The 25,398-nt window shown below is 68.9% G+C and carries 21 protein-coding genes; 11 read left to right on the top strand and 10 right to left on the bottom strand.

The annotated features are described in order from the left end of the window. Positions 1-2: 2 nt before the first annotated feature. Together HR086_RS07575 and HR086_RS07570 are read left to right on the top strand one after the other, a co-directional pair. Positions 3-3,107 carry an ABC transporter transmembrane domain-containing protein gene (locus tag HR086_RS07575; RefSeq protein ID WP_174460327.1) on the top strand — a complete coding sequence of 1,035 codons (3,105 nt, stop codon included), beginning with the start codon at positions 3-5 and terminating at the stop codon, positions 3,105-3,107. Between the two features lie 156 nt (positions 3,108-3,263). Next, entirely contained in the window at positions 3,264-4,508 is a 1,245-nt protein-coding gene (locus HR086_RS07570) for an HlyD family efflux transporter periplasmic adaptor subunit (RefSeq protein WP_174465246.1), read from the top strand. 4 nt (positions 4,509-4,512) lie between these two features. Here HR086_RS07570 and HR086_RS07565 read toward each other — a convergent pair whose 3' ends face one another. Together HR086_RS07565 and HR086_RS07560 are read right to left on the bottom strand one after the other, a co-directional pair. Then, the gene (locus HR086_RS07565) at positions 4,513-4,932 is read right to left on the bottom strand and encodes a hypothetical protein (RefSeq protein ID WP_174460325.1); all 420 of its coding nucleotides are present in this window, start codon (positions 4,930-4,932) and stop codon (positions 4,513-4,515) included. Between the two features lie 62 nt (positions 4,933-4,994). After that, complete coding sequence (locus HR086_RS07560) at positions 4,995-5,438, bottom strand: hypothetical protein (protein WP_217441712.1); 444 nt, start codon at positions 5,436-5,438, stop codon at positions 4,995-4,997. A 337-nt stretch (positions 5,439-5,775) separates the two neighbouring features. Between HR086_RS07560 and HR086_RS07555 the strand changes: the two genes are divergently transcribed. Then, positions 5,776-6,243 (top strand): macro domain-containing protein, encoded by a 468-nt coding sequence (locus HR086_RS07555; RefSeq protein WP_174465244.1) that lies wholly within the window; start codon positions 5,776-5,778, stop codon positions 6,241-6,243. Between the two features lie 41 nt (positions 6,244-6,284). Here the strand turns inward: HR086_RS07555 and HR086_RS07550 are convergent, their stop codons facing one another. The 3 genes from HR086_RS07550 to HR086_RS07540 form a co-directional block, all read right to left on the bottom strand. After that, the gene (locus HR086_RS07550) at positions 6,285-7,301 is read right to left on the bottom strand and encodes an ABC transporter substrate-binding protein (protein WP_174465243.1); all 1,017 of its coding nucleotides are present in this window, start codon (positions 7,299-7,301) and stop codon (positions 6,285-6,287) included. A gap of 80 nt (positions 7,302-7,381) precedes the next feature. Then, positions 7,382-8,161, bottom strand: a complete 780-nt coding sequence (locus tag HR086_RS07545) for an ABC transporter permease (RefSeq protein ID WP_373564270.1) — start codon at positions 8,159-8,161, stop codon at positions 7,382-7,384. Positions 8,162-8,164: 3 nt separating this feature from the next. After that, positions 8,165-9,070, bottom strand: a complete 906-nt coding sequence (locus tag HR086_RS07540) for an ABC transporter ATP-binding protein (RefSeq protein WP_174465242.1) — start codon at positions 9,068-9,070, stop codon at positions 8,165-8,167. Between the two features lie 256 nt (positions 9,071-9,326). Between HR086_RS07540 and HR086_RS07535 the strand changes: the two genes are divergently transcribed. Beyond that, positions 9,327-11,012, top strand: coding sequence for a serine/threonine-protein kinase (locus HR086_RS07535; RefSeq protein ID WP_174465241.1), 1,686 nt, complete (start codon positions 9,327-9,329; stop codon positions 11,010-11,012). Between the two features lie 41 nt (positions 11,013-11,053). Here HR086_RS07535 and HR086_RS07530 read toward each other — a convergent pair whose 3' ends face one another. Further along, positions 11,054-11,761, bottom strand: a complete 708-nt coding sequence (locus tag HR086_RS07530) for a tetratricopeptide repeat protein (RefSeq protein WP_174456048.1) — start codon at positions 11,759-11,761, stop codon at positions 11,054-11,056. A 111-nt stretch (positions 11,762-11,872) separates the two neighbouring features. Further along, positions 11,873-12,448, bottom strand: coding sequence for a hypothetical protein (locus HR086_RS07525; protein WP_174465240.1), 576 nt, complete (start codon positions 12,446-12,448; stop codon positions 11,873-11,875). A gap of 179 nt (positions 12,449-12,627) precedes the next feature. On the opposite strand from HR086_RS07525, the gene HR086_RS07520 reads away from it, so the two are divergent. The 4 genes from HR086_RS07520 to HR086_RS07505 all read left to right on the top strand — a co-directional run bounded on the left by HR086_RS07520 (position 12,628) and on the right by HR086_RS07505 (position 17,464). Further along, positions 12,628-13,716 carry a glucose 1-dehydrogenase gene (locus HR086_RS07520; RefSeq protein WP_174456046.1) on the top strand — a complete coding sequence of 363 codons (1,089 nt, stop codon included), beginning with the start codon at positions 12,628-12,630 and terminating at the stop codon, positions 13,714-13,716. A 13-nt stretch (positions 13,717-13,729) separates the two neighbouring features. After that, positions 13,730-15,586, top strand: a complete 1,857-nt coding sequence (locus tag HR086_RS07515) for a glycoside hydrolase family 15 protein (RefSeq protein ID WP_174456045.1) — start codon at positions 13,730-13,732, stop codon at positions 15,584-15,586. Positions 15,587-15,676: 90 nt separating this feature from the next. Beyond that, entirely contained in the window at positions 15,677-16,864 is a 1,188-nt protein-coding gene (locus HR086_RS07510; protein ID WP_174465239.1) for an L-dopachrome tautomerase-related protein, read from the top strand. 81 nt (positions 16,865-16,945) lie between these two features. After that, the gene (locus HR086_RS07505) at positions 16,946-17,464 is read left to right on the top strand and encodes a hypothetical protein (protein WP_174465238.1); all 519 of its coding nucleotides are present in this window, start codon (positions 16,946-16,948) and stop codon (positions 17,462-17,464) included. 46 nt (positions 17,465-17,510) lie between these two features. Here the strand turns inward: HR086_RS07505 and HR086_RS07500 are convergent, their stop codons facing one another. Continuing rightward, positions 17,511-17,945 (bottom strand): DUF6209 family protein, encoded by a 435-nt coding sequence (locus HR086_RS07500; protein ID WP_174460321.1) that lies wholly within the window; start codon positions 17,943-17,945, stop codon positions 17,511-17,513. Between the two features lie 148 nt (positions 17,946-18,093). Between HR086_RS07500 and HR086_RS07495 the strand changes: the two genes are divergently transcribed. After that, a complete protein-coding gene (locus tag HR086_RS07495) occupies positions 18,094-19,227 on the top strand; it encodes an App1 family protein (protein WP_141641880.1) in 1,134 nt (377 codons plus the stop codon). Between the two features lie 365 nt (positions 19,228-19,592). Here the strand turns inward: HR086_RS07495 and ppk1 are convergent, their stop codons facing one another. Continuing rightward, positions 19,593-21,755, bottom strand: coding sequence for a polyphosphate kinase 1 (ppk1, locus tag HR086_RS07490; protein WP_174456042.1), 2,163 nt, complete (start codon positions 21,753-21,755; stop codon positions 19,593-19,595). Between the two features lie 213 nt (positions 21,756-21,968). Between ppk1 and HR086_RS07485 the strand changes: the two genes are divergently transcribed. Further along, positions 21,969-22,481 carry a hypothetical protein gene (locus HR086_RS07485; protein WP_174456041.1) on the top strand — a complete coding sequence of 171 codons (513 nt, stop codon included), beginning with the start codon at positions 21,969-21,971 and terminating at the stop codon, positions 22,479-22,481. A gap of 161 nt (positions 22,482-22,642) precedes the next feature. Beyond that, positions 22,643-24,931 carry an ATP-binding protein gene (locus tag HR086_RS49395; protein WP_174460320.1) on the top strand — a complete coding sequence of 763 codons (2,289 nt, stop codon included), beginning with the start codon at positions 22,643-22,645 and terminating at the stop codon, positions 24,929-24,931. A gap of 1 nt (position 24,932) precedes the next feature. Here HR086_RS49395 and HR086_RS07475 read toward each other — a convergent pair. Then, a partial coding sequence (locus tag HR086_RS07475; protein ID WP_305794052.1) for a cupin domain-containing protein occupies positions 24,933-25,398 on the bottom strand: 466 nt, incomplete at its 5' end.

The following is a 25,398-nucleotide window of genomic DNA, read 5'->3' as shown; positions in this document are numbered from 1 at the left end:
AGATGAGTGTGCTCGCGGACTCCGTTGAGGTCTCCCCGCTGGACGCGCGCCGCGTGTCCGGCGTGCTGCGCATTCTGCCGGATGAGGTGCGCCGACACTTGATGAAGACGGGCCGCGTGCGTGAGTACGTGTCGCAGGAACTCGTCGCGAATCGGGGTCAGCCTTGCGACACGGTGCGCCTGGTCCTTGAGGGCATGTTGGTGATGGGGCACCTGGGTGCCAATCACGGGGCCTTCCTCCGGGTGACGCATGTGGCGGCGGGCGAGCTGTATGGCGCGCATGCGCGTGAAGACGGAGCGACGCACGGCTTCGACGTCGTGACGGGTGGAGGGACGCGCGTGCTGGAGGTGCCCGGCGCGGACTTCCGGGAGGCGTTGGCGCTGGACGAGACGGGTGGGCTGACGGCGCTGCTGTGTCCCGCGTTGCGCCGGGCGCTGCTCGACTTGTTCGGGGACGATGTGGAGCCGGAGGGTGTGTTGCGGCTCGCGGCGTGCTTCCGGGAGGGCGCGGTTCCGGAGGGCACGGTGTTGATGCCGGCGGGAGCGACGGCGGCGGAGTGGTGGGTGTTGAGGCAGGGCTCGGTGCGCTATGGCGAGCGGGCGCTGGGGCCGGGCGAGGACTTCGCGTTGGATGCGCTGCTGCTGGACGCACCCGTCTTCGCGGCGGCGACAGCGCTGGAGACCAGCACCCTGCTGTCCGCTCCCAGAGGCGCCGCGGCGGAGGTGTTGCTGCGCTTCCCGGGCGTGCGACGCGCGCTGGGTCGGCGTGTGGCGAGGAGCAGCGCGCAGTTCAATCGCTGGCCGCACGTGGTCCTCACGGACGTGAATGCTCCACCCGAGGCACCTCCCGAAGAGGAGTCCTCGATGGAGCTGCCGGAGCGCCCCACGGCCGCGTCGCCGTGGAAACAGGTGCCGTTCTATCGGCAGCAGGAGCACATGGACTGTGGTGCCGCGTGCCTGCGGATGGTGGCGCGGTACTACGGGCACGAGCTGGACTACCCGTCGCTGATGAAGCTCGCGGGTGTGAGCCGGTATGGCACCAGCCTGTTGGACTTGTCGCGCACGGGTGAGCAGCTCGGGTTCATCACCACGGGCGTCCAGGCGGACTGGGAGCTGTTGCGCTCGGTGGACCTGCCGGCCATCGCGCATCTTCAAGACCGGCACCACTTCGTCGTGGTGTGGCGAGTCACCCGGAAGGGTGTCGTCGTGGGTGACCCGTCGTTCTCCACGCGCTTCATTCCGAGGGAGGAGTTCCTGCGCTCCTGGCGTGGGGTGCTGTTGTTGCTCAAGCCGTCGGACCGGATGGCGACGGCGGTGGCGGCGCTTCCGCCGAAGCAGCAGGAGAAGTCCGCGCTGGCGCGCTTCTCCGTGTTGCTGCGACCGTACCGAGGGGTCATCGCGGAGTTGGTGGGTCTGTCGTTGTTGTTGCAGGTGCTGGCGTTGGCGTTTCCGCTGGGAAGTCAGGTGGTCATCGACCGGGTGTTGATGCGGGCGGATGCGCAGCTGCTCGATGTGTTGTTGGCGGGGTTGGTGGGCACGGCGCTGTTGTCGGGAGTGCTGGCCTTCGCGCGGAGCTATCTGGTGCTGGAGGTGTCCACGCGAATCGAACGCGACGTGGTGGAGACGCTCTATCGACGGGTGCTGGATGGGGCGTCGGGGTTGTTCCAGCGCTTCACGACGAGCGACATCCTGAACCGGTTCATGGAGGTGGGGCTGATTCGAGGCTTCATCGTGGACAACGCCATCGCCATCACCATCGATGTGGCGCTGGTGTTGAGCACGGCGGGGGTGTTGATGATGTACTCGCCCACGCTGGCGGTGCTCGCACTGGGGTTGATGCCGCTGCACCTCTTGGTGTCGGCCGTGGTGGGCCGCTGGGTGCGGAACCACACGGTGGCGTACCTGTCACAGCATGACCTGTACCAGACGCACCTGATGGACTCGTTCAAGGGCTTCGAGTCGCTCAAGGCGCATGCGCTGGAGTTGCCGTTCCTGCGCACGATGCAGCGCTTGCTGGCGCCGTCGCTGCAGCATGGCTTCAAGGCCTCGATGCACGGGGCGATTGGCGCGAGTGTGTCGCAGACGTTGGACCTGGTGGGCAGTGCGTTGGTGTTGTGGGTGGGCTCGCGCGCGGTGTTGCGGGGGGAGCTGACGGTGGGAGCGCTCATCGCGGCGACCTTGTTCGCAAGGCAGATGAGTGGGCCGGTGGTGCGACTGGCGACGCAGTGGCGGGACTACCAGCGGGTGCAGGCGCATCTGGAGCGAGTGGGTGCGGTGCAGGACGTGGCGGGGGAGGGGGACAAGCGGGCGTCGGCGGTGCTGGAGCTGCCGCAGGTGAAGGGGCACATCCGCTTCCGGGGGGTGAGCTTCCGCTATGGGCTTGGCCGTGAGTCCAACACATTGGAGCGGCTGGACCTGGAGTTCGCGCCAGGGGAAGTGGTGGCGCTGGTGGGGCCATCGGGGTGTGGAAAGAGCACGCTGGTGCGGCTGCTGCTGAGGTTGCATGACCCGAGCGAGGGGACGGTCTCGATTGATGGGTACAACCTGCGGGACGTGACGCCGGAGTCGGTGCGTGGGCAGATAGGGATGGTGACGCAGGAGACGCAGCTGTTCTCCGGGACGGTGTTCGACAACATCGCCTGTGGGCGTCCGGTGACGGAGGAAGCGGTGGTGCGGGCGGCGAGGCTCGCGGGGGCGTATGACTTCGTCACGGAGCTGCCGTATGGGTTCCAGACGCTGGTGGGGGAGCGTGGGTTGACGTTGTCGGGGGGACAGCGTCAGCGGGTCATCATCGCTCGAGCGTTGGTGACGGACCCACGCATCCTCATCTTCGACGAGGCGACGGCGGCGCTGGACCCGCTGGCGGAGCAGGCGATTCATGACCGGCTGCGCGACATCGTCCGAGGGCGCACCACGCTCATCATCAGTCACCGGCTCCAGACGTTGCAGCACGCGGACCGCATCGTGGTGATGAACGAGGGACATATCTCCCAGATGGGGACGCACGAGTCGCTCATGTCCGCGCAGGGCAAGTTGTACAGCGCGCTCGCGCAGGCGACACCGAACTGGAAGCGCCATGGAGCGGAGGGTGCTCATGGCGGTGACTGAGAATGGGGCGGGGACGCGCCATGGAGCGGAGATGCTCATGGTGCCGACTGAGGACGCAGCGCGGGGAAGCACCATGGAGCGGAGGGTGCTCATGGTTCTGACTGAGAACGCGGCGGGGAAGCGGCGCGGGGAAGCTCCATGGAGCGGAGGATGCTCATGGCGGTGATTGAGGACACCTATCGGGAGTTGTTGCCGGTCCTCGACTTTCCTCGGACGCGCCGCGTGCTGCGTGGGCTGTATGCGGTGTGCGCGGCGCTGGCGCTGCTGGGTTTCGGTGCGCTGTTCTTCGTCGAGATGGATGTGGTGGTCCGGGGCCAGGCCGTGGTGGCTCCCGTGGGGGAGACGGCGCGAGTGCAGGCGCCGCGCTCCGGTGTGGTGTTGGACATCGCGGTGCGCGAGGGACAGCAGGTGGAGCAGGGAGCGGTCCTACTTCGACTGGACGATGCGCAGGTGCGCTCGCGGGTGAGGTTGCTGGAGCAGCAGGTGGTGGAAGCGCGCTCGCGGGTGGTGATGCTGGAGGCGCTGGTGGCGTCGCGGACGGAGTCGTTCGGGATGCAGGTTCGCGTGCGCAAGGCGACGGCGTTGGAGACAGCGGCTCGGCTGGAGGCGGCGCGAGCGCTCATCCACGCGAAGGAGCGTGAGGCGGAGGCGCGCTCAAGGGATGCTCGGAACGCTGAACATCTGCGCGAGAAGGAATTCGTCGCCTCGGTGGAAGCGGAGAACGCGTCCGTGCAAGCGGAGGTGGCTCGCTCGCAGGTGGTGGCGGCGCAGGCCTCCGTGCGCGAGCTGGAAGCGAGCCTGGGGCGATTGGAGTTGGAGCAGCGTGGGCTGGAGGGTGACTCCCGCGTGGCTTCGCTCTCTGATGGAGCTGCGCTGTCGGCGGCGAAGGTGGAGTTGGAGCGCTACACGGGGGAACTGGAGGAGACGCGATTGGAGGCCGCGCGGCTGGAGGTGGTGGCGCCGCGAGCGGGCACGGTGCAGGGGTTGACGGTGTTCGACCGAGGGGACGTGGTGCAGGCGGGGAGTGTGCTCGCGCTGGTGGTGCCATCGGAGGATGGGCTCGTGCTGCGCACGGTGGTGGCATCGGAGGGCATCGCCTTCCTGCGAGACGGGCAGCCGGTGCGCATCAAGCTGGACGCGTATCCCTTCCAGGACTTCGGCGTTCTGTTGGGGGAGCTGTCGCGAATCGCGGGGGACACGACGCGGCGGCAGGAGGACACGCTGGGCGCCGCGCCCTATCGCGTCGACGTGAAAGTCCCCGGTGAGCCCCGCTCCACGGCGGGAGTGCCCGTGCGGCTGCGTCCGGGGATGACGGGCACTGCGGAATTCGTCGTGCGACGCGAGCGGCTCATCTCCGCGCTGATGCGCCCACTGCGCGGCGTGGACAGCCTGGGTCACTGAGTCGCTACTGCTGCACGGAGAGGATCCGCCAGCCTGTGACATCAATGGCGTAGGTGGCGCCGATGTCCAGCAGCGGAGGGCCGCCGACGTCGCAGACCTCCGGGTTGGGAACGATGCTGACGAACACGACACCGTGAGGACCCGGTGCGGCCACGACATCGTAGGCCTCGCGGCGAGCGAGGCACTGCTGAAGAGGAGTCGCCGTTCCGGGGAGTTTGTAGTCCCAGGGCAGGTAGTCCTCCATCGCGAGCTGGATGGCCCTCAGCGTTGTTCCGGGGATGATCTGACGCCCCTCTTCAGGAAACGCGAGCGGGATCTCGACCTTTGCTGCCTCTGCCTGGGACGCGTGAACAGGGCGAGGAGGGCGTTGGAAGAGAGCGCAGGCGGGCAGGAGGAATAGAAGAATCATCAACGCGCGCGTCATGGGGTCCTCGTGGCTGCGGTGCCTCTTGTGTCACGAACCTGGGTCGTCCGCACGGTACGCCTTCAGTTCTGGTCTACCGCGATGACGATGCCATACCGCTTGTCGGCGGGCCTGATGATGCCGACCAGACTCCACTGCTTCTCCGTCCGCACGTAGACTTCTCCTGGCAGCGAACTGCCCAGATGAGGAACCAGCTTCATGACGGTGCATGCATTGTCGAATTGGATGCGGATGCTCCAGACCTGAGTCGCGGCAATCCGGTCTGTCGCAGACATGGGAGAGGGTGCCCAGGGATGGCTGTGGAAGTCCGCGAGGACGACGGGGCGGCCTCGCGCATCGACAACGTAGCGAGGGGGAATGCACTTCTTCTGTTTCGAGGGACCGACAGGAACGGGCTCTCCCAAGGGAGAAGGCATGCTCGCGTAGTACTGGCCATCGCTCAGAGAGTAGATGACGCCGCAGTACTCCTGGCCGTAGTCACGGTCCCGTGCGCGTGGTTGCGACATGATGGCCGGGCAGAGTTGGTCGATGACCTCATCTACGTCCGTCGATGGGGTAACAGCGGTCCAGGGCCCACGAACATGCACATGGGGGCCTTCTCTCCAGTAGTCGCGTTCTCCACCAGGAACGGGCGTGCTCGTGGAGCAGGCCAGGAATACACAGAACGCTGCGGCACATCCGGGTCGAACGCTCATGAACGTTCCGTTGAAGGGGCTTCGGTAGTGCTCCCTCTTCGATGGCAGGAGTCGTACTTCTAGCATCGCTGACGCCAGAGGCATGCGAGTGGTGCGCCCGACAGGAAGGTGTCGCTCCCGCCGCGAAAACCCATCAAGAGGAACACCCATGATTGAACTCGCCGAAGGCAATCTCCTTCAAGCGGACGTCCAGGCGCTCATCAACGCCGTCAACACGGAAGGAGTGATGGGCAAGGGCATCGCGCTCCAGTTCAAGCGGGCCTTCCCCGCGATGTTCAAGGAGTACGAACGCGAGGCGAAGGCGGGTCGCCTCGAGACGGGCCGCGTCCATGTCTTCGACCTGGGAGCGCTGAAGGGCCCGCGGTGGATCATCAACTTCCCGACGAAGCGGAGCTGGCGCCAGCCTTCGCGCCTGGAGTGGATTCGCACGGGCCTCGAGTCCCTCGTCGAGGAGGTCCAACGCCAGGGGATTCAATCACTGGCTGTTCCCGCCCTGGGCTGCGGAAACGGAGGCCTGGCGTGGACGGAGGTCTTCCCCCTCATCCAGGAGTTCTTCGCGCGAATCCCCTCCGTTCGGGTGCTCGTCTATCCCCCGGCTGACGCACCCATCCCCTGAGGCCCCGCGCACGCCCTTCGTGTCGGACCAGAGCCAGCCCCTCAGTTCTTCGCCCCGCTCCCCCGCGCCTCATTCAGCGCGCTCAAATCCACCAGCCCGTTGATGTCCGAGGTGGGAATGAAGCCCAGCTCCTGCGCATGCTTCGCGGCGGTGCTCAGCGCCGTGGGCACCGGGTCCAGACTCGGCTCCAGTCGTGAGAACGCTCCCTGCAGAATCGCCGGCTGCAACGGCTTCTGCGTCAGCTTCCCGAACGCCTGATTCACCTCCGCCGTGAAACCCTTCGGGTTCTGCTGCCACCGCTCGGTCAGCTTCACGTGCGCGCGCAGCAGCGCGACGATGCGTGGCCGCTGCGTCTCCAGCACCTTGCGCGTCGTCACTATCACCGTGGTGGGAAAGCGCCCCTCGGGCCACAGCGTCTTCTCGTCCACGAGAATCTGTCCGCCACCCTCCGGCTCCAGCAGCATCCGCGTGCCCCAGGGCTCCGGCACCCACGCGCCCTCGATTCCTCCCCGCAGGTACTGCACCAGGATGTCCGAGTTCGTCAGCGGCACAATCTGCACGTCGCCCTGTCCATCCAGGTTCGTGCTCAAGCCCTGCTGCTTCAGCCAGTGGCGCAGCGCGATGTCCTGCGTGTTGCCAAGCTGGGGCGTCGCGATTTTCTTCCCCTTCAGCTCCGCCGCCGACTTCGCCGTGCGCGTCACCAGCACCGCCCCGCCATTCACCGCGCCCGCGATGATGCGCAGGTCCTTGCCCGCCTTGAGGTACGTGTTGATGGCGGGCCCCGTGCCCACATACGACACGTCCAGCGAGCCGCCCACCAGCGCCTCCATGGCCGCGGGCCCCGCGTTGAACTGCTTCACCTCCAGCTTCCCCACGCCAGGCTCCGCCGCGAAGGCGCCCTCCGCGTTGCCCACCAGCGCCTGCGCATGCGTGATGTTGGGGAAGAACCCCATGCGCAAGGGCGCGTCGGCACCGCCAGACGCGTCACGCTTGCAACCGACACCCAGCCCCACAAGGCCGGCGAGCACGAGGACAGCCAGGGAACGAAAGGCGCGCATAGGCACCCAAGAGTGGGACGGCGGGACGGGTTGGCAACGGGTGTCGAAACACAAGCGTCGGGCGCTTCACGTCCCACGCCTCACAGCGTGCCTTCCAGCCCCCACCGACGCCGCAACCGCCCCTCCACCGTCTGGAAGAAGACACGGTCCACGGTGATGCCGATGAGGATGATGGCCACCATCACCGCCATCACTTGAGGAACATCCATCAGCTCGCGCCCCACCGTGAGCAGCTGTCCCAAGCCTCCCGAGACGAACAACAGCTCGCCAGCCAGCAACGCGCGCCACGCGAAGCTCCACCCCAGCTTGAGCCCCGTGACGATGCCCGGCAGCGCCGCCGGCAACAACACGCCGAACTGGAAGCGCAGGCCGCGAACGCCCAGCGTGCTGGCCACTCGCAACAGCTGCGGGTCCACGCCCTGCACGCTGTCCTCCGTGGCGATGGCGATGCCCAGCACACTGCCCATCACCACGACGAAGAGGATGGACGTGTCCGTCAGCCCGAACCACAGGAGCGCCAGCGGCAGCCAGCAGATGGACGGCAGCGCCTGCAGCCCCATCACCACCGGCTTCACCGCGTTGCGGAAGAAGGCCAGCCGCGCCATCAGCAGGCCCAGGGGAACGCCGATGGCCACCGACATCAGATAGGCACGGCCCAGTCGCCCCAGGGAGCGCAGCGTGGCATCCAACAGCCGCCCGTCGGCCGCCATGGTCCAGAGGCTCTTGGCCACCGTCACCGGACCGGGGAAGAGATACGGAGACCAGATGCCCAGCCGGGACAGGCCCTCCCAGGCGCCCAGCAGCAACAGCATCAGGCCCAGCTTCTGCCCGTAGTTCTTCAAGGGGGCATCGCGCTTCATGGCTCACCTCACGGGCCGAGGCAGTCCCGACGCGGGCATCGCGGCGCTCGACGCCGAGGGCGCGGCTCGCGGCGGTGTCGCTTCCGGCAGGGCGTTTCGCTCCACCTCGCGCAAGAGGCCCTGGACGTGGCGGACCATCTCCGTGAGCGCCGCGTCCTCGGGGTGGCGCGGCATGGGCAGGTGGACCTCCAAGTCCCTCACGACGCGCCCCGGCCGCGGCGCCATCAGGACGACGCGGGTGCCCAGCATCAGCGCCTCGTGCACGTCGTGCGTGACGAACACAATCGTCTTGTGGGTGCGCATCCAGATGGACTGAAGCATCTCCTGCATGTGGATGCGCGTCTGCGCGTCCAGCGAGCCGAAGGGCTCGTCCATGAGCAGCACCGTCGGGTCCACCGCGAGCGCTCGGGCCAGGCTGGCGCGCATCTTCATGCCGCCGGAGAGCTGGTGCGGCAGCGTCTCCTCGAAGCCCTGGAGCTGCACGCGGCGGATGTACTGGTCCGCGCGCTCCTTGCGCTGGGAGCGCGGCACGCCTCGAGCGGCCAGGGCGAAGGTGATGTTTCCGCGCACCGTGAGCCACGGGAAGAGCGCCGCCTCCTGGAACATCAGGAGCCTGTCCGGCCCCGGGCCTCGGATGCGTTGTCCATCAATGGACACCGTGCCGCCGGTGGGCTGCACATGACCCGCCAGCGCGTAGAGCAGCGTGGACTTGCCGCAGCCCGAAGGCCCCAGAAGGCAGACGAGCTCCCCCGAGCGGACGTTCAGGTCCACATCCTGGAGCGCCACGACCTTGTTGGCGTAGCGGTGGCCCAGCTGGGTGACGGAGATTTTCGCGTGGTCGGCCTCCACGTGCGCTGGCCGGAGCAGGCGCAGCGAGCTTCGCCATCGGCCAAGGAGGGCACGCAGCATCGGCCACAAGCTAGGCACATGTGGGCAGGGCGGAAGGGGGGTGGCGAGCCGCTTCGAGAGCGCTCGCCATCCTGCTTCCTCGTCCAGCAACCAGGGAGGCCCGGTGCTTGGACGTGGGTACAAGCACTTCGTGACCTCGGCTTCTGAAACGTAGGGACTCCGGAGGCGCTTGCTTCCGGTGCCCGCCCGGCTGTCCCGGACCGGAGGGCAGGTGTGGGGGTTCCCTTGGAGAGAGACCTGGGGGAATCTCCCGCCAATGCACCTGGGGAAATACGAACTCGTCCGCAAGCTGGCGACCGGAGGCATGGCGGAGGTGTTCCTGGCGAAGGCGGCCGGGCCCGGGGGCTTCGAGAAGACGCTGGTGCTCAAGCGCATCCTCCCGCATCTGGCGGAGGACCCGTCCTTCGTGGAGATGTTCCTCGGCGAAGCGCGGCTCGTCGCGGGGCTCAACCACCCGAACGTCGTCCAGATTTTCGACTTCGGTGAAGCCGAGGGCAGCTACTTCCTGACGATGGAGCTCATCGACGGGCCCAACCTGCGGCGCTGGCAGCGACAGGCCGCGACGCGGGGGCAGCCGCTGGCCCCCGGCATCTGCGCCAAGGTCGTGGCGCAGGCGGCGGAGGGCCTCGCCTTCGCGCATGAGTTCGCGGACCCGACGACGGGCCAGCCGCTCGGGTTGATTCACCGCGACGTGAGCCCGGACAACATCCTGGTGTCCCGGCAGGGCGCGGTGAAGGTGGTGGACTTCGGCATCGCCAAGGTGGCGGGACAGAAGCACCGCACGCAGACCGGCATCGTGAAGGGCAAGGTCGCGTACATGCCGCCCGAGCAGGTGCGGGCGGACCCGCTGGACCGGCGCGTGGATGTGTATGCGCTCGGCGTGGTGCTGTACGAGCTGCTCACGGGACGTCTGCCCTTCGATGGGCCCTCGGAGCTGGCGATGATGCAGGCCATCGTCTCGAGCGAACCGGTGCCCGTGAGCCGTCATCGCAAGGACGTTCCCAGCGCCCTTCAAGCCATCATCACCCGGGCGCTGCACAAGGACCGCGAGGACCGCTACCCGGACTGTCGCGCGCTCCATGCGGACCTGGAGCGCTTCGTGTTGTCCCTGGGCGAGCCGGTGGGCGCGTATCAGATTGCCCAGGCCGTCGGGCAGGTGGTGGAGGAGCGCCTCGTTCCGACGCCCGCGCCGATGTCGTCTCGGCCCGAGCTGCGGGACGCTCGGGTGGAGACGCCCGAGCGCACGGTGCCCTCCGGCCCCTCACGAAGGCAGCACCCCGAGACACAGGACCCGCCCGCTCCCTCGGTGTTCGAACAGGACACGGAGCAGCGTCCTCGCTCGGAGGCGGGCGCCGCGCGGAAGAAGAGGCTCGTGCCGGTGGCGCTCGTGGGTGCGGCGCTGCTCGTCGCGGGGGGTGGTTACGCGCTGCTCGGAGGAACTCCGTCCCCTGTGCCCCAGGCTCAGCCGGGAGCGGCGACGCAGGCACCAGGGGCTACCGCGCTCGTGGCCGCCGCGCCCACGGTCCCCGCGGACACGAAGGACACGAAGGGCGTGGAGGAGAAGCCGGACGAGGCCGAGTTGGAGGCCCAGCTCGCGGTGAAGCGGGAGCAGGACGAAGGGCCCCCCGACACAGACGACTTCGACCTGCTCGCGCCCGTGGTGCCTCCCGCGAGTGACAATCATGTGGAGAGCAAGGAGCCCGCGTCACCAGCGGTGAAGCGCGCGCTGGGCTCGGTGGAGTTTCGCATCCGCCCCTATGCCGTCGTGTATCTCGACAAAAGGCTGCTGGGCGAAACACCGCTCGCCGTCATCGACGTCCCGGCGGGCATCCATACCGTGACGGCCTCCAACCCGCGATTGGGGAAGAAGGTGACGCGCAGCTTCGAGGTGAAGGCGGGCGTGGCCAATGTCTTCAAGCTCAATCTGTTGCAGGAGGACTGAGCCGAGATTCATCCCGCGTGGCGGGCGGCGGGACGGAGCGCTTACGGCTCATCTTTCGCGGCGGCGGCGGGCTGCTCGGATGGTGGCGGAGTCGCGGGCTTGTCTTTCGGGCCCATCACCGTATCCAGCGCGGAGCCCAGCGCCGAGCCGACATTCTTTCCCAGCGAGGAGCCCGCGGCGCCCAGGCGCGAACGCAAGCCTGGCTTCGACTCGTGGATGGGCAGCGGCTTCGGCTCGGGCGTGGCGTCCGCCTGCTTCTCCACGGGCGCGGGCGCGACGGCCTTCGGCTCCTCGACGACGGGAGGAGGGGCCTCCACGGGCGCGGCCTTCGCGGACTCGGTGCCCTGCTTGAGCTGCACCTGCTTGCGCACCGACTCGAAGTCCCGCTCCACCTTGGGCGCCGCCGCGACAGGCAGCTTCGCCAGGGGCCGCAGTGTGAGGCCGGTGCGGAACTCCTCGAGCGCCTGCTTCCTGCGGCCCAGGTCCGCGAGCACCAGCCCCCGATAGAGCGCCACCTCCACCTGCTCGTCGGTGGTGGACGCGACCTGCTTCGCCTGCGTCAGCCAGTTGAGCGCCTTCTCGTACTCCAGCGACTCGTACAGCGTCCCCGCGCGCTCGATGCGGTGGCGGAAGAGCCCTGAAGAGTTCTCTGCGTCGGGGGGATTCGCGGTGGCCAGTCCCGGCGCGAGCCAGGCCCACAGCACCACCACCCAGGCCCCCCAGCTTCTCGGGTTCGTCGAAGCTTCCATGTCTGGCAAAGCTAGCACGGAGGCCGTGGACAGGAATCCACCCCCCTGGGGCGGCGAGCCCACGGGACACGCGCTGGATGTCTGGGGTTGACCGGGTGCGGAGTGACCGTGTCAGGCCGCTGAAGCCTGAGCGGCCCGCTCGACGCGGCGGTGGGTCCGCGTGCGCCACGCCAGCCACAGGCTGAAGATGAACAGCGCCACGCCCACGCCGGTGAAGGCGCCGCCCACGCGCAGGGACGCGCGCCGGTCATCCCGGGTCACCTCCAGCGGTCCCGCGCCCGGCGCGGCGAGGTAGCGCTCCACCTGCTCCTTCACGGCGGTGGCCTCGCCCTCCTCGGTGGCCCACTGCGCGAAGAGGGGCAGCTTGCCCTGCGTCGTCTCCAGTTGGGGTCGGAAGATGGGCACGGACGCGCGGCGGGCGCTGCGGCTGCGCTCCACCTTGACGGCCTGAATCGCGTCCAGCGGCAGCGTGGCCAAAGGCTCGCGCGTGAGCCACCCGGAGCGAGTGAGGGTGCAGGGCCCACCCGGCTCACAGCGGAGGTCCATCCGCGACTTTCCGTCCAGGAGCCACAGGCCGAACACCAGGAAGGGCAGGGCGAGGAGGAGGAAGGCCGCGGTGCCAATGGCCGTGGAGCGGCTGGCGAGGGGCGTGTCGTCGGTGGGGGCAGCGGGAAGGGGCTCGCTCACGGTCACCACTCATAGACCGGGAGCCTCCGGCTGGCAGCGGTTTCGTGCACTCGTCGACAGCCGCCCCCGGTCAGCGGGCGACCGGGCGCTGTGTACCCCCCAACCCTTGACCCTGGTGTCCCAGCCGCGCGGTGAACACCTCAACCAGGATTCGGCACTCGAATGGGCAGGAGCCGCGCATGAAGGCCGTCGCCGTCTTTCCCGGGAAGAAAGAGGTGCGCGTCATCGACGCGCCAGAGCCCCAGCTCCAGTCTCCCACTCAGGTGAAGGTGCGCACCCGCGAGGTGGGCGTGTGCGGCACGGACAAGGACATCGTCTCGTTCACCTACGGCTCGCCGCCTCCGGGCTCGGACTTCCTCATCCTCGGCCACGAGTGTCTGGGCGAGGTGGTGGAGGTGGGCTCGGCCGTGAAGGGGCTTCAAGTCGGGGACCTCGTCGTCCCGCGCGTGCGCAGGCCGTGTCCTCACGCCACCTGTCCCGCGTGTCGCGGCGGTCATCCCGATTTCTGCATCACCGGGGACTTCACCGAGCGCGGCATCAAGGAGGCCCATGGCTTCTGCTCGGAGCACTTCGTGGAGGACGTGGCGTATGTGCACCGAGTGCCCACGGAGCTGCGCGAGGTCGCCGTGCTCACCGAGCCGCTGACCATCGCCGAGAAGGGCCTGCGCCAGTGGGAGCACATCCAGGAGCGCCTGCCGTGGCGGCCCGCACCGGGGCGCGCGGTGGTGCTGGGCGCGGGTCCGGTGGGACAGCTCGCGGTGCTGACGCTGCTGCGGCGGGGCTTCGCCACCACGGTGTACTCGCACAGCCGCAAGCCGAACCCGAAGGCGGACGCGGCGGAGGCGGTGGGCGCGCCCTACCTCTCCACCCAGGACGTGTCCCCGGCTGAGCTGGTCCGCCGCGTGGGTCCCGCGGACGTCATCTACGAGGCCACCGGCGTGGTGAAGCCGGCGTTCGACGCGCTCGAGGCGCTGGCGAACAACGGCGTCCTCATCTTCACGGGGGTGCCGTCGGACAAACAGCCGCTGACGCTCGAGGGCGCGGAGTTCCTCAAGCAGGTGGTGCTGCGCAACCAGGTGCTGCTGGGCACGGTGAACGCGGCGGCCACGGACTTCGACGCGGCGCTGGAGGACCTGGCTCGCTTCCGTGCGCGCTGGCCGGGGGGGCTGGAGCGGCTCATCACCTCGCGCCATCCGCCGGAGGCCTTCCTCGACGTGGTGACGGGCAAGGCGGGCAAGGGAATCAAGCAGGTCATCACCTTCAGCTGAGGGCGAGGTGCGTATGCAGGGAGGCAGACATTCGGTGGCGGGGGGCTCGGTGCCCATCGAGGACCACGGCGTCATTGGCGACCTGCGCACGGTGGCGCTGATAGGCAACGAGGGCACCATCGACTGGATGTGCTACCCGCACTTCGACAGTCCCAGTGTCTTCGCCGCGCTGCTGGACCCGGAGAAGGGTGGCCACTGGCGCCTCCATCCCCAGCCGGACGGAGTGATGTGCAAGCAGTTCTACTGGCCGGACACCAACGTGCTGGTGACGCGCTTCTACACGCCGGACGGCGTGGGGGAGCTCATCGACTTCATGCCCATGGGGCGGGATGACGAGAAGGACGTGCGCGAGGTGCTCCGGCGCGTGCGCGTGGTGCGCGGAGAGATGGCGTTCGAGATGGAGTGCTTCCCGGCCTTCAACTACGCGCGGGACACGCACACGACGCACCTCATCGCCGGCGGGGCCGCCTTCGAGTCGGAGAAGCTCCAGCTCACCCTGGCGTCCTCCGTGCCCATGCGGCGCGCGGAGCGGGGTGTCACGGCGAGCTTCGTGCTGCGGGAGAACGAGTCCGCCGTCTTCACGCTGCGCGAGGGGATGCGGGTGTCGTGCGAGGAGCTGGTGCACAGCCACGACTCGGCGGAGAAGGTCTTTCGCGCCACGGTGGAGTACTGGCGCCACTGGCTGTCGGGCTGTCAGTACACGGGGCGCTGGAGGGAGACGGTGCAGCGCTCGGCGCTGGCGCTGAAGCTGATGACGTTCGCCCCGACGGGCGCGATTGTCGCGGCGCCCACGTGCAGCCTGCCCGAGTCACCCGGTGGCACCCGCAACTGGGACTACCGTTACTGCTGGCTGCGGGACGCGGCCTTCACCGTCTATGCGTTCCTGCGCATCGGCTTCAAGAAGGAGGCGGCGGCCTTCATGCGGTGGGTGGAGGCGCGGTGCGCGGAGCAGGGGGATGGGCCGCTGCCGCTGATGTTCTCGTTGGATGGCAGCCGGGTGCCGGACGAGGTGGAGCTGCCGCACCTTGCGGGCTACGGCGGCGCGAAGCCGGTGCGCATCGGCAACGGGGCCGCGGACCAGCTCCAGCTCGACATCTATGGCGAGCTGATGGACTCGGTGTACCTGTTCAACAAGTACGCGGCGCCCATCTCCTACGACTTCTGGCGGCACCTGCGGAGGCTGGTGGATTGGGTGTGCGAGCACTGGAACCAGCCGGACGAGGGCATCTGGGAGGTGCGCGGAGGGCGGCGGCACTTCGTGTATTCGAAGCTGATGTGCTGGGTGGCGGTGGACCGGGCCATCCGGCTGGCGGACAAGCGCAGCTTCCCGGCGGACCGACCCCGGTGGCTCGCGACGCGCGACGCCATCTTCGAGGACATCATGGCGCGGGGCTGGAGCGAGGAGCGCGGCTCCTTCATCCAGGCGTATGGGAAGGACACGCTGGATGCGGCGAATCTGCTGATGCCGCTGGTGTTCTTCCTGTCGCCGGTGGACCCGCGGATGATCTCCACGCTGGACCACATGCGCCAGCCGCCATCGAAGGGCGGGCTGACGTCGGACGGGCTGGTGTTCCGCTACGACGTGGAGGCCACGCTGGACGGCATCGCCGGCAGCGAGGGCACCTTCAACCTGTGCAGCTTCTGGTTGGTGGAGGCGATGACGCGAGCGAACCCGGTGCGGCCGGATTTGCTGGAGGAGGCGCGGCTCACCTTCGAGCGGATGCTGGGCTACGCCAACCACGTGGGGCTGTACGCGGAGCAGACGGGCATGTCGGGCGAGTCGCTTGGCAACTTCCCGCAGGCGCTCACCCACCTGTCGCTCATCAGCGCCGCGTACAACCTGGACCGGACGTTGGGGCGCAAGGACTGACGGGGCGCAGAACCACTCGTCGTCGGCCTCCGTATTGAGGGAGAGTGAGGCTCCACCGCGTCAGGTGGGCTCACCTCTCCGGTTCCCTTCATGGCCGCTCCGCTTCCGTCCGTCCCCGTGTCCTCCCCCGCACCCGGCGCTCGTGTCCTCCGGGTCCTCAAGGGCGTTGTCGCCGTCGTGGGGTTGCTGGTGCTCGCGACCCTCGGCGTGCGCCTTCGCTACGGGGGAGGCGAACCGTACCCGGACGTGACGGGCATGCCCCTGTTGCCGGACAGCGCGCTCGAAGAGGTGGTGCGCAGCGCGGAGCCCATCGGCAACGTGGCGGTGTCCTCGACGGGGCGCCTGTTCTACACGCTCCACCCGGAGAGCCGGCCGGAGGGCGCGAAGCTGTGGGAGTGGGTGGACGGCAAGGCCGTGCCGTTCCCCGCGGAGGCGCTCCAGAAGAGGCTCTTCGACACGGTGCTCGGCATCACCATCGACCGGCGTGACTGGCTGTGGACCATCGACCATGGCAACCACGGCCTCGGCGTACCGAGACTGCTCGCCTTCGACCTGGCCAACGGGCACCTCGCGCACGAGTTCGACTTCCCGCCGCAAATCGCGCCGCCGGGCTCCTTCCTCCAGGACCTGCGGGTCGATGCCCAGGGTGGCACGGTGTTCATCGCGGACGTGGGCTTCTGGCGCCGCTCGCCCGCGCTCATCGTCTACGACGTGGCCGCGAAGCAGGCGCGCCGCGTGTTGGAGAAACACGAGTCCGTCTTCCCGCGCGACTTCGTCATCCGCAATCCCATCAAGGAGATGGTGTTCTTCGGCGGGCTCGCCGCGTTGAAGTGCGGCGTGGACGGCATCGCCCTGGACCCGAGCGACGAGTGGCTGTGGTTCGCCGCGATGAACCACGACACCATGTACCGCGTGCGCACCCAGGACCTGCGCGACGCCAGCCTGGATGACGAGGCGCTCGCCCAGCGGCTCCAGGCCGTGGGCCGCAAGCCGCTCAACGACGGGCTCAGCGCGGACGCGCAAGGCAACGTGCTGATGACGGACGTGGAGCACGGGGCCGTGCTGCGCATGAGTCCGGAGGGACGGCTGGAGACGCTGGTGAAGTCCCCGCGCATCCGCTGGGCGGACGCGCTCAACCACGGGCCGGACGGCTGGCTCTACGTGGCCGACAGCGCCATTCCCCACCACATGCTCCAGTCCAAGGCGCACATCGCGGCGAACGGCCCCTACTTCATCTGGCGCTTCAAGCCCGGCATCGGCGGCATCGCCGGCATGTGAGGCCCGGCGCCCGGCGCGTCTCCACCCGTGTCAGCCGCCCTTGTCCGCCCGCGTCCGGCCGGCGCACGAAAGGACACGGCCATGGGAGACCCACGCAATCCGAAGCGGGCGAACGAGCCCTGGAACCCCGAGCGACTGCGCGTCAGCGAGGAGGAAGTGCTCGCGCTGGCGCCGTGGGTGACGGTGTCCGGCGGTTGGGCGTGGCACTTCATGGCGCCCCCGCATGAGGAGCTGAAGCTCTTCCACGACCACAAGGACGTGGACCTCTTCGTGGAGCCCTCGCGCTTCCCGGAGGTCGTCCCGGTGCTCACCGCCCGGGGCTACCACCGCATCTGGACGCGCTTCGACGCGACGAGCACGCACTTCTACCGCTACGCGCGGCACGACGCGGGCGGCAAGGTCATCCTCGACGTCTTCGTCCGGAGCGTCCCGTCGGTGGAGGCGCGCGGCGTGCGCGTGGTGGACCCGGCCACGCTGCTCACCTTCTACGGCGACATCCACAGCACGGAGGATTGCGTGTCCGTGCTCGCCGCCCGCGCGCTGCTCGCCAAGGGAGAGAACCCCATCGGCCGCGCGGAGCTCGTCACCCGGCCCTCATGACTTTGGAGCGCGCGAGGCCCGTGAAGCCTCGCGCGCTTGAGTCACGTCACTGCACGTTGAAGTGGTAGTTGTTGCCGAAGTTGGAGTCCCACGCCTGGCAGCCCCAGCGGCTGGTGTTCTCGAACCAGATGGCCAGGTCGCCGCGCGTGTTGAGCGGAATCGACGGCGCGGGCGGGTTGGGCGTGGACGAGAAGCCCGCCACCCAGAAGCTCTGCACCGGGCCGTTGTTGAACTGGTAGTGGCCGGTAATCGTCCACCCCGGCGTGTTGGCGTTGATGTTGCCCCGGCACTGCGTCAATCGCGAGGCGTCGTAGACGATGCTCACGGCGCCGCCGAAGGGCAGCGGGTTGGAGGAGGCGAAGACATTCCAGCCCTGGGACGGGGACTGGAAGGTGATGCTCGGCGCCGTTTGAGACACGGCCACCGAGGCGACGAGCACGGAGACAGCGGCCAGCAACCACCGGAAGTGACGACGCAGCAAGGCAGGACTCCTTGTCGAAAGAGGCACGGCACCAGGGATACGCGGGCCGACGGCTCCACGGGCCACGGCGACTTCCTCGCGGCTTTGCCCCGCGAGCCGCCCCGGAGTCTTCTACAGTCGGGCTCCCCCACTCCTTACGCTCCGCGCCATGGCCGACCCAAGACTCGCCTTCTACCGACTCGCCGTCCGCGTCGACGCCCACTATGACGCGATGAGCCGGAGCTTGCGCCGCTCGCTGGGCATCGCCCCGCCGCTGCGCATCCTCCCCTACCGGGGCCATGGCACCTCCGAGCGCGCCGTCATCAAGGCCCGCGTCCTGGAGGACCGCCACATCCGCCCGCAGAAGCAGCGCCACACGCTGTGGAGCAGCGCGGTGGCCTCCTACAAGCGCTACATGACGCGCGAAATCGCGGGCGCCCACGTGGCGGTGCGCTGGGGCGACAAGCGCTGGGAGGGCACCACCGACGAGGAGGGCTTCCTGGAGCTGTGGGTGACCCCTCCGGAGGGCGTGCGCTCCGGCTGGCACATGGTGGAGCTGGAGCTGTTGTCGCCGGAGCCGGAAGGAGTGCCTCGCGTGGCGGCCCCCGTGCGAGTGGCCGGCGCGAGCGCGAGCTACGGCGTCATCAGCGACATCGACGACACCGTCATCGTCACTGGCGTGACGGACCCGCTCAAGCGCGCCTGGGCCCTGTTCCTCACCGAGCACCGCGTGCGCCTGCCCTTCCCGGGCGTGGACGCCTTCTACGCCGCGCTCCAGGCGGGCGCCGAGGGGACGGGCGACAACCCCATCTTCTACGTCTCCAGCAGCCCGTGGAATCTGTACGAGCACCTGGACGAGTTCCTCGCGCTGCACCACATCCCCACCGGCCCGCTGCTGCTGCGCGACTGGGGCCTGTCCAGCCAGGGCTTCGCGCCCGGCGGCGGCCACGGCCACAAGCTGGACAAGATGCGCGGGCTGCTTGGCGACTTGGAGCACCTGCCCTTCATCCTCATCGGCGACAGCGGCCAGGAGGACGCGGAGCACTACCGCACCATCGTCCGCGAGTTCCCCGGCCGCGTCCTCTGCGTCTACATCCGCAACGTGCCCGGCCACCCCGACCGCGCACGCGAGCTGGAGCGCATCGCCGCCGACATCCGCGACGCCGGCAGCCAGCTGCTCGTCGTGGACGACACCACGACGGCTGCCCGCCACGCGGCCCGCTCCGGGTGGATTCAGTGGAAGGAGGTCCTCGAGGTGGAGGCCCATCGTCGTGAGGAGGTCTCCAGGGACCTCGGAGGCTGACTTACGAAATTACAGCGTCGGCATCATTTTGTGAGTAATGCTTGAATTCCAACCTTCAGTTGTGGCACAGGCGCACCTGATTATCCGGTCTGTCCGTTATTTCCACATCCCTGAGGGAAGCGAGTTCTCGCGTGGCCACCTGGTGCATCCGTTTTGCTGGTCACTCACCGCGCTGGTCCCAGGCGCGTGGGGTCTGGCGGTGTTCGAGGACGCCCAAGCAGGTGTGTGCGCCGAGGGCGCGTCAGCGTCCGCCCCTGCGCACCCCGCGCCGCAAGGCGAAGTGCTCGTGGTGGACGACGCGGCGGCCCTCGTCGGCGCGCTGAAGCGGGCTGTCGGTGGGGCTCCGGACGTCGGGGCCCCGTGGTTCAAGGCAGGGGACGGCCGCCCTGGAACTGGGCCAGGCGGGTGGCGCGCTCCATGACTTCTCCCTGGGCCCAGCGCTTCTCCGCGCCCGCGGGAGGCGTCAGCCGGCGCCAGGCGCCGTCGGCCTGCAGCTCCCACGCGTGGGTGTTGTCCGCGAGGCTGCGCTCCAGCGAGTCACGCACCTGCGCGGCCAGCGTGGTGTCCTCCACCGGCGCGAGGATTTCCACACGGTGGTCCAGGTTGCGAGGCATCAGGTCCGCGGAGCCGATGTAGCAGCGCAGCTCCGTGCCGCGCTCGAAGATGTAGACGCGCGCGTGCTCCAGGAAGCGGCCCAGCGTGGACACGACGCGGATGTTCTCCGAAATGCCGGGGACGCCGGGGCGCAGGCAGCAGATGCCTCGCACGTTGAGTTCGACCTTCACTCCGGCGCGCGACGCGTCGTAGAGGGCGCGGATGATGCCCGGGTCCACCAGCGCGTTCATCTTCATCTGGATGCGCGAGGGGCGCTCCAGCGTGTGGGCGACGACGGTGCGTTTGATGTGCTCCAGCAGGCCCTCGCGCATGGTGAGGGGCGCCACCAGCAGCTTGCGGAAGCTCTTGGGGCGTCCGAAGCCGGTGAGGTAGTTGAACAGGTCCGCCACGTCCGCGCCGATGTCCGGGTCCGTGGTGAACAGGCCCATGTCCGTGTAGAGGCGCGCCGTCTTCGGATTGTAGTTGCCGGTGCCGATGTGCACGTAGTGCCGCACCCGCTCGCCCTCGCGCCGGACGATGAGGATGGCCTTCGCGTGTGTCTTCAGCGAGGGGATGCCGTACACGACGTGCACGCCCGCCTCTTCCAGCGCGTTGGCCCACTTGATGTTGGTGCGCTCGTCGAAGCGGGCCTTCAGCTCCACCATGCACACCGCCTGCTTGCCGTTCTCCGTGGCGGTAATCAGCGCGGGCACCAGCGGCGAGCTGTCGGACGTGCGGTAGACGGTCTGCTTGATGGCCAGGACATCCGGGTCCGCCACCGCCTCCGTGACGAAGCGCTCCACCGACGAGGCGAACGAGTCGTAGGGGTGGTGGACGAGCAAGTCCCCGCGCCGCATCGCCGCCATCACCGTGACGCCCTCGGGCGAGTCCGTGTCCGGACGCAGCCGGGGCTGGGTGACGGACACCCACGGCGGGTCCTTCAGCTCCGGGAAGCCGGGCGCGAAGGCGATGGCCTGCACGTCCCCCAGGCCCAAGAGGCCCTGCTCCTCGTACACCTGCCGCGACTCCAGCCCCAGCGCCTCCACCAGCGGCTCCAGCAGCTTGGGGCTCATGCCCGCCTGCACCTCCAGGCGGATGACGTCGCCGAACCGCCGCTGCCGCAGCTCCGTCTCCACCGCCTTGAGCAGGTCCTCCGCGTCCTCGGACACGGTGAAGTCCGCGTCGCGGGTGACTCGGAACAGGCTCCAGCTGAGCACCTCCATGCCGGGGAACAGGTCTCCCAGGTGCTGGGCGATGACCTCCTCCAGCGGCACGAAGACGTTGTTCTTCAGGGGCAGGAAGCGGGGGAGCAGCTCCTTGGGCACCTTCACCCGGGCCACGCTCTCCTCGCCGGCCTCCGGGTCTCTCAGCAGCACCGCCAGGCTGAGCGACAGGTTGGAGATGTAGGGGAAGTGCCGGCCCAGGCCGATGGCCAGCGGGGTGAGCACGGGGAAGATTTGCTCGCGGAAGCGCTGATCCACCTGGGCGCGCTGGTCGGCGTCCAGCTCCTTCGCGTTGAGGATGCGCAGGCCCTTCTCCGCGAGCGCGGGCCGCAGGAGCTTCTCGAAGATGGCGCTGTGGCGCTTGCTCTGCTCGAAGATGCCCTCGTGCAGCTTGTCGAGCGTGTTGCCCGGGGCCGCGCCGTCCGGCACCAGCCGAGCCACGTTGGCGCGCACCTGTTCGTGCAGGCGCGCGACGCGAATCATGAAGAATTCGTCCAGGTTGCGCGCGTAGATGGCCACGAACTTGAGCCGCTCCAGCAGCGGCTCGTCCGCGGACTCCGCCAGCTGGAGCACCCTGTCGTTGAAGGCCAGCCAGGACAGCTCGCGATTGAAGAAGAGCCCCTCATCCATCTCCGCCCCCGCTGGCAGGGCATCCCGCTCCAAGGACTTCTGGGGGGGGACGCTGCGTCCGGCGGCGCCTCGCTTCGCCATCTTTCACGACTCCTGGTTCCTACCTCGGCGGGGATGTAGCAGGCCGGCCTCCCACCGATTGTGAACTTCGATGTCACGAAAGGAAGCCCTCCAGCGCACGGTACACGCCCGGGAAGTTGCCGGGCGGGCGTTACCGGAAGCCCCGCGTGGAGTTTCTTGCATCCGCGCTGTTGGAACGGCATGTCAGTCGACGTGAGCCCGACAGAGAACCCCTTGAATGCCTCCCTGGTCTCCGCGCCGACGGACGCTGGCAACCTCTTCACGGCCTATGACAAGGAGGACCGCAAGGCGTCCCGAGGCCGCTGGGCGCTGGCGCTCCTGGCCGCCCTGGTGCCGGTGGTGCTCGCGGTGGTGTTCTGGACGATGGTGCGCGAGCAGCGCCCGACGTTCCAGGTCGTCACGCCCCATGGCTTCAAGTCCATGCACGGCGGCATGACGACGGACCAGGTGATGGCGCTTTTGGGCCGCCCCATGACGCGCGAGCGCGACGCGACGGGCGCGGACTGCTACCGCCACGGCGCGCCGTCGGTGGAGAAGGAGTTCTTCCTCGTCTATTCGGTCTGTTACGAGGACGGGAAGCTGAGGGACGTGAAGCAGCAGAAGTTCTCCGCGTGGTCCGTGGAGCCGGAGACGGGCAGCTTCAAGGCCCCGTCCGGCGACGTGGCGCCCGCGCCCACCGGCGCCCCGGAAGCGGCGGCCCCGTCGTCCACCGCGGGCTCGCGGTAGTCCCTCCGCTCCAGGCACTCCCCTGACTCGCGGCGGGCCCGACTGCCCGCCACCCGACGCCAAGCCGTCCCATGGGCGGGGGTGTGGGCTCATGGCCGGCAGCGCCACCTTGTGGGCTGGGTGAGGTTCGGGCTGGAGGCTGATGTCCGGAGGGGGGCGGCGTGGGGCGGCCGTGGACGTTCTCACAGCGCGTCGGCGCTGGCTTCATCGCGTCCCTGCTCGTGGCGCTGGCGCTGGCGGTGACGTCGGCGGTGGCGCTGCTGTCGGTGCGCTCCGGCCACAAGGCGAGCCTGCTCGAGTTGTCCATGGACCTGCTGGAGGTGGAGCGCCTGCGCCGGGCCTTCAGCGACAAGGTGTCCAGCGAGCGGGGCTATGCGCTGTCGGGTGACGCGCTCTTCGCCGAGGAGATGGTGGCGTCGCGCGAGCGCTTCATCGCCACCTATGAGCGGCTGAAGCCCCGGCTGGGCACGGAGCCCTCGGCGTCGCTCCTGGAGTCCGTGATGCGCGCGGAGCAGGAGCATGAGCAGGCCGTGCGGGAGCTGGTGGTGGCGCATGCCAGCCAGGTGCCCCGCTCTCGGTTGGAGACCCTCTTCGAGGAGCGGGTGGGGGACACGCGCCTGCGCGCCTATGAATCGCTCCAGCAGCTCTCCGCGAGCGTGGAGGAGCGGCTCGCGCTGGGCATCCAGGCGGCGGTGGAGGTGGACGAGCGGGTGCTGGTGCTCACCCTGGTGGCGGCGAGCCTGGGCCTGGCCCTGGCCGGGGTGCTGGCGTGGGTGTTGTTGCGGCGGCTGCGTCCCTTGCGGGAGGAGGCCGAGGCCAGCACGAAGCGCTTCCAACTGCTCGTCGAGGGGGTGCAGGACTACGCGCTGCTGCTGCTGGACGAGCGGGGCCGGGTGGCGAGCTGGAACCCGGGCGCCACGCGCATCACCGGCTATCAGGCGGCGGAGGTCGTGGGCGAGTCGGTGGACCGCTTCTACCCTCCGGACGAGGTGGCGCTGGGGCTTCCGGAGAAAGATTTGGCGCGCGCGCGGCGGGACGGGCGGCTGCGCACGGAGGGGTGGCGCACGCGCAAGGACGGCACGCACTTCTTCGCGGAGGCCCTCATCAACACGCTGCTCGACGACGACGGCGAGGTGCGGGGCTACGCGGCGGTGACGCGCGACATCACCGAGCGGCAGCGCGCCGAGCGCACGCAGCGGTTGTTCGCGGAGGCCGGCCGCGTCTTCCAGCAGTACCTGGACCCGGACCTGATGGTGGCGGAGCTGGCGCGGATGATGGTGCCGGAGGTGGCGGATGTCTGTCTGCTGTACATGCTGACCCCGTCCGGACAGCTGCGGCCCCGGGCGGTGAAGCATGTGGTGGCGCAGAAGGAGCCCTCGCTGTGGGAGGCGGTGCGGCGCTATCAACCTCCGCCGGATGTCCCCCAGGGCCTCTGGCAGGTGGTGCGCACGGGGCGCTCCCAGTGGGTGCCGGACGTGTCGCCGGAGATGCTGACGCAGGGAGCGCAGGACGCGGAGCACTTGAGACTGATGGAGCAGGTGGGCGTGCGCTCGTACCTGGCGGTACCGCTGCGCGCCGGAGAGCGGACGCAGGGGGTGCTGGTGCTGCTGATGTCCCTGCCGGAGCGGCGGCTGACGCTGTCGGACCAGGTCTTCATGGAGGAGCTGGCCGGGCGCGCGGCGCTGGCGCTGGACAACGCGCGGCTCTTGCGCGAGGCGCGTGAGGCGGTGGAGCTCATCGGCGTGGCGGCGCATGACCTGGGCAATCCGCTCAACACGCTCCAGTTGCTCTTGCGCAGGCTGCTGCGCACGGACCAGGCGGTGGAGCGGGAGAAGGTGCGTGACGGCCTGGGCACGGCGCTGAAGCAGACGCAGCGGCTGGGGCAATTGCTGCTCAACCTGCTGGACTTGTCGCGACTGTCCTCGGGGCGACTGGTGCTGGACGTGGCGCCGGTGGACCTGGCGGACCTGGCGCACGAGGTGGTGGAGCGCTTCGCCGCGCACGCCGCGGAGGTGGGCAGCAAGTTTGTCTTCGACGCGGAGCTGGGGCTGGTGGGCCAGTGGGACCGGCTGCGATTGGACCGCGTGGTGACGAACCTGGTGTCCAACGCGCTGAAGTTCGGCGCGGGACATCCGGTGGTGGTGCGGGTGGAGCGCGCGGGGCTGGCGCGGGCGCGACTGGTGGTGCGCGACTTCGGCGAGGGCATCGCCCTGGAGTCGCAGCGGCGCATCTTCGACCGCTTCGAGCGGGTGCCCTCGGCGGGCCGCCACGCGGGCTTCGGACTGGGGCTCTACATCGTCCGGCAACTGGTGGACGCACACGCGGGCTCCGTCCACGTGGACAGCACGCCGGGCGAGGGCTCCACCTTCACGGTGGAGCTGCCATTGATGGAGCTGGGCGCGGAGCTGGAGGACGACGCCATGGAGCCGGCTCCGCCCGGGGCGACCTAGGCTAGAGCTTCTCCATCGTGTCCGCGGTGCGCTCCTCGCGGACGTTGCCGGTGTTGAGGGTGGTGGCCGGCTCGAAGAGGAGGACATGGACCTCCTCCTCCGCGACGGGCCGGTGCTCCACGCCCCGGGGGATGATGATGAACTCGCCGGGCTCCACCTCCACGGTGCGCTCGCGCAGCTCCATGCGCAGCCGGCCGTGGAGGACCAGGAACAGCTCGTCCTCGTGCTCGTGGTGGTGCCAGGTAAAGGGGCCCATCAGCTTCGCCAGCCGGACGTGTTGTCCGTTCAGCTCACCCACCACTTTGGGGGACCAGTGCTCGGAGAACAGGGTCAGCTTCTGGGCAAGATTGACCTTGTCCACGCTCGGCGATGCCATGTGTGTGCTCACTTCATTCGTTTCCGCCTCCGCGGTGTCGGTCTCGACGCGGCGGCGGGAGTCCCAGCGGGGCGGGCGCGCGCAACTGGAG

This window comes from Myxococcus sp. CA039A, from assembly GCF_013336645.1.
GTDB lineage: Bacteria > Myxococcota > Myxococcia > Myxococcales > Myxococcaceae > Myxococcus > Myxococcus llanfairpwllgwyngyllgogerychwyrndrobwllllantysiliogogogochensis.
The sequence above is the reverse complement of the archived record's forward strand: the minus strand, read 5'-3'. Positions and strand labels throughout refer to the sequence as shown.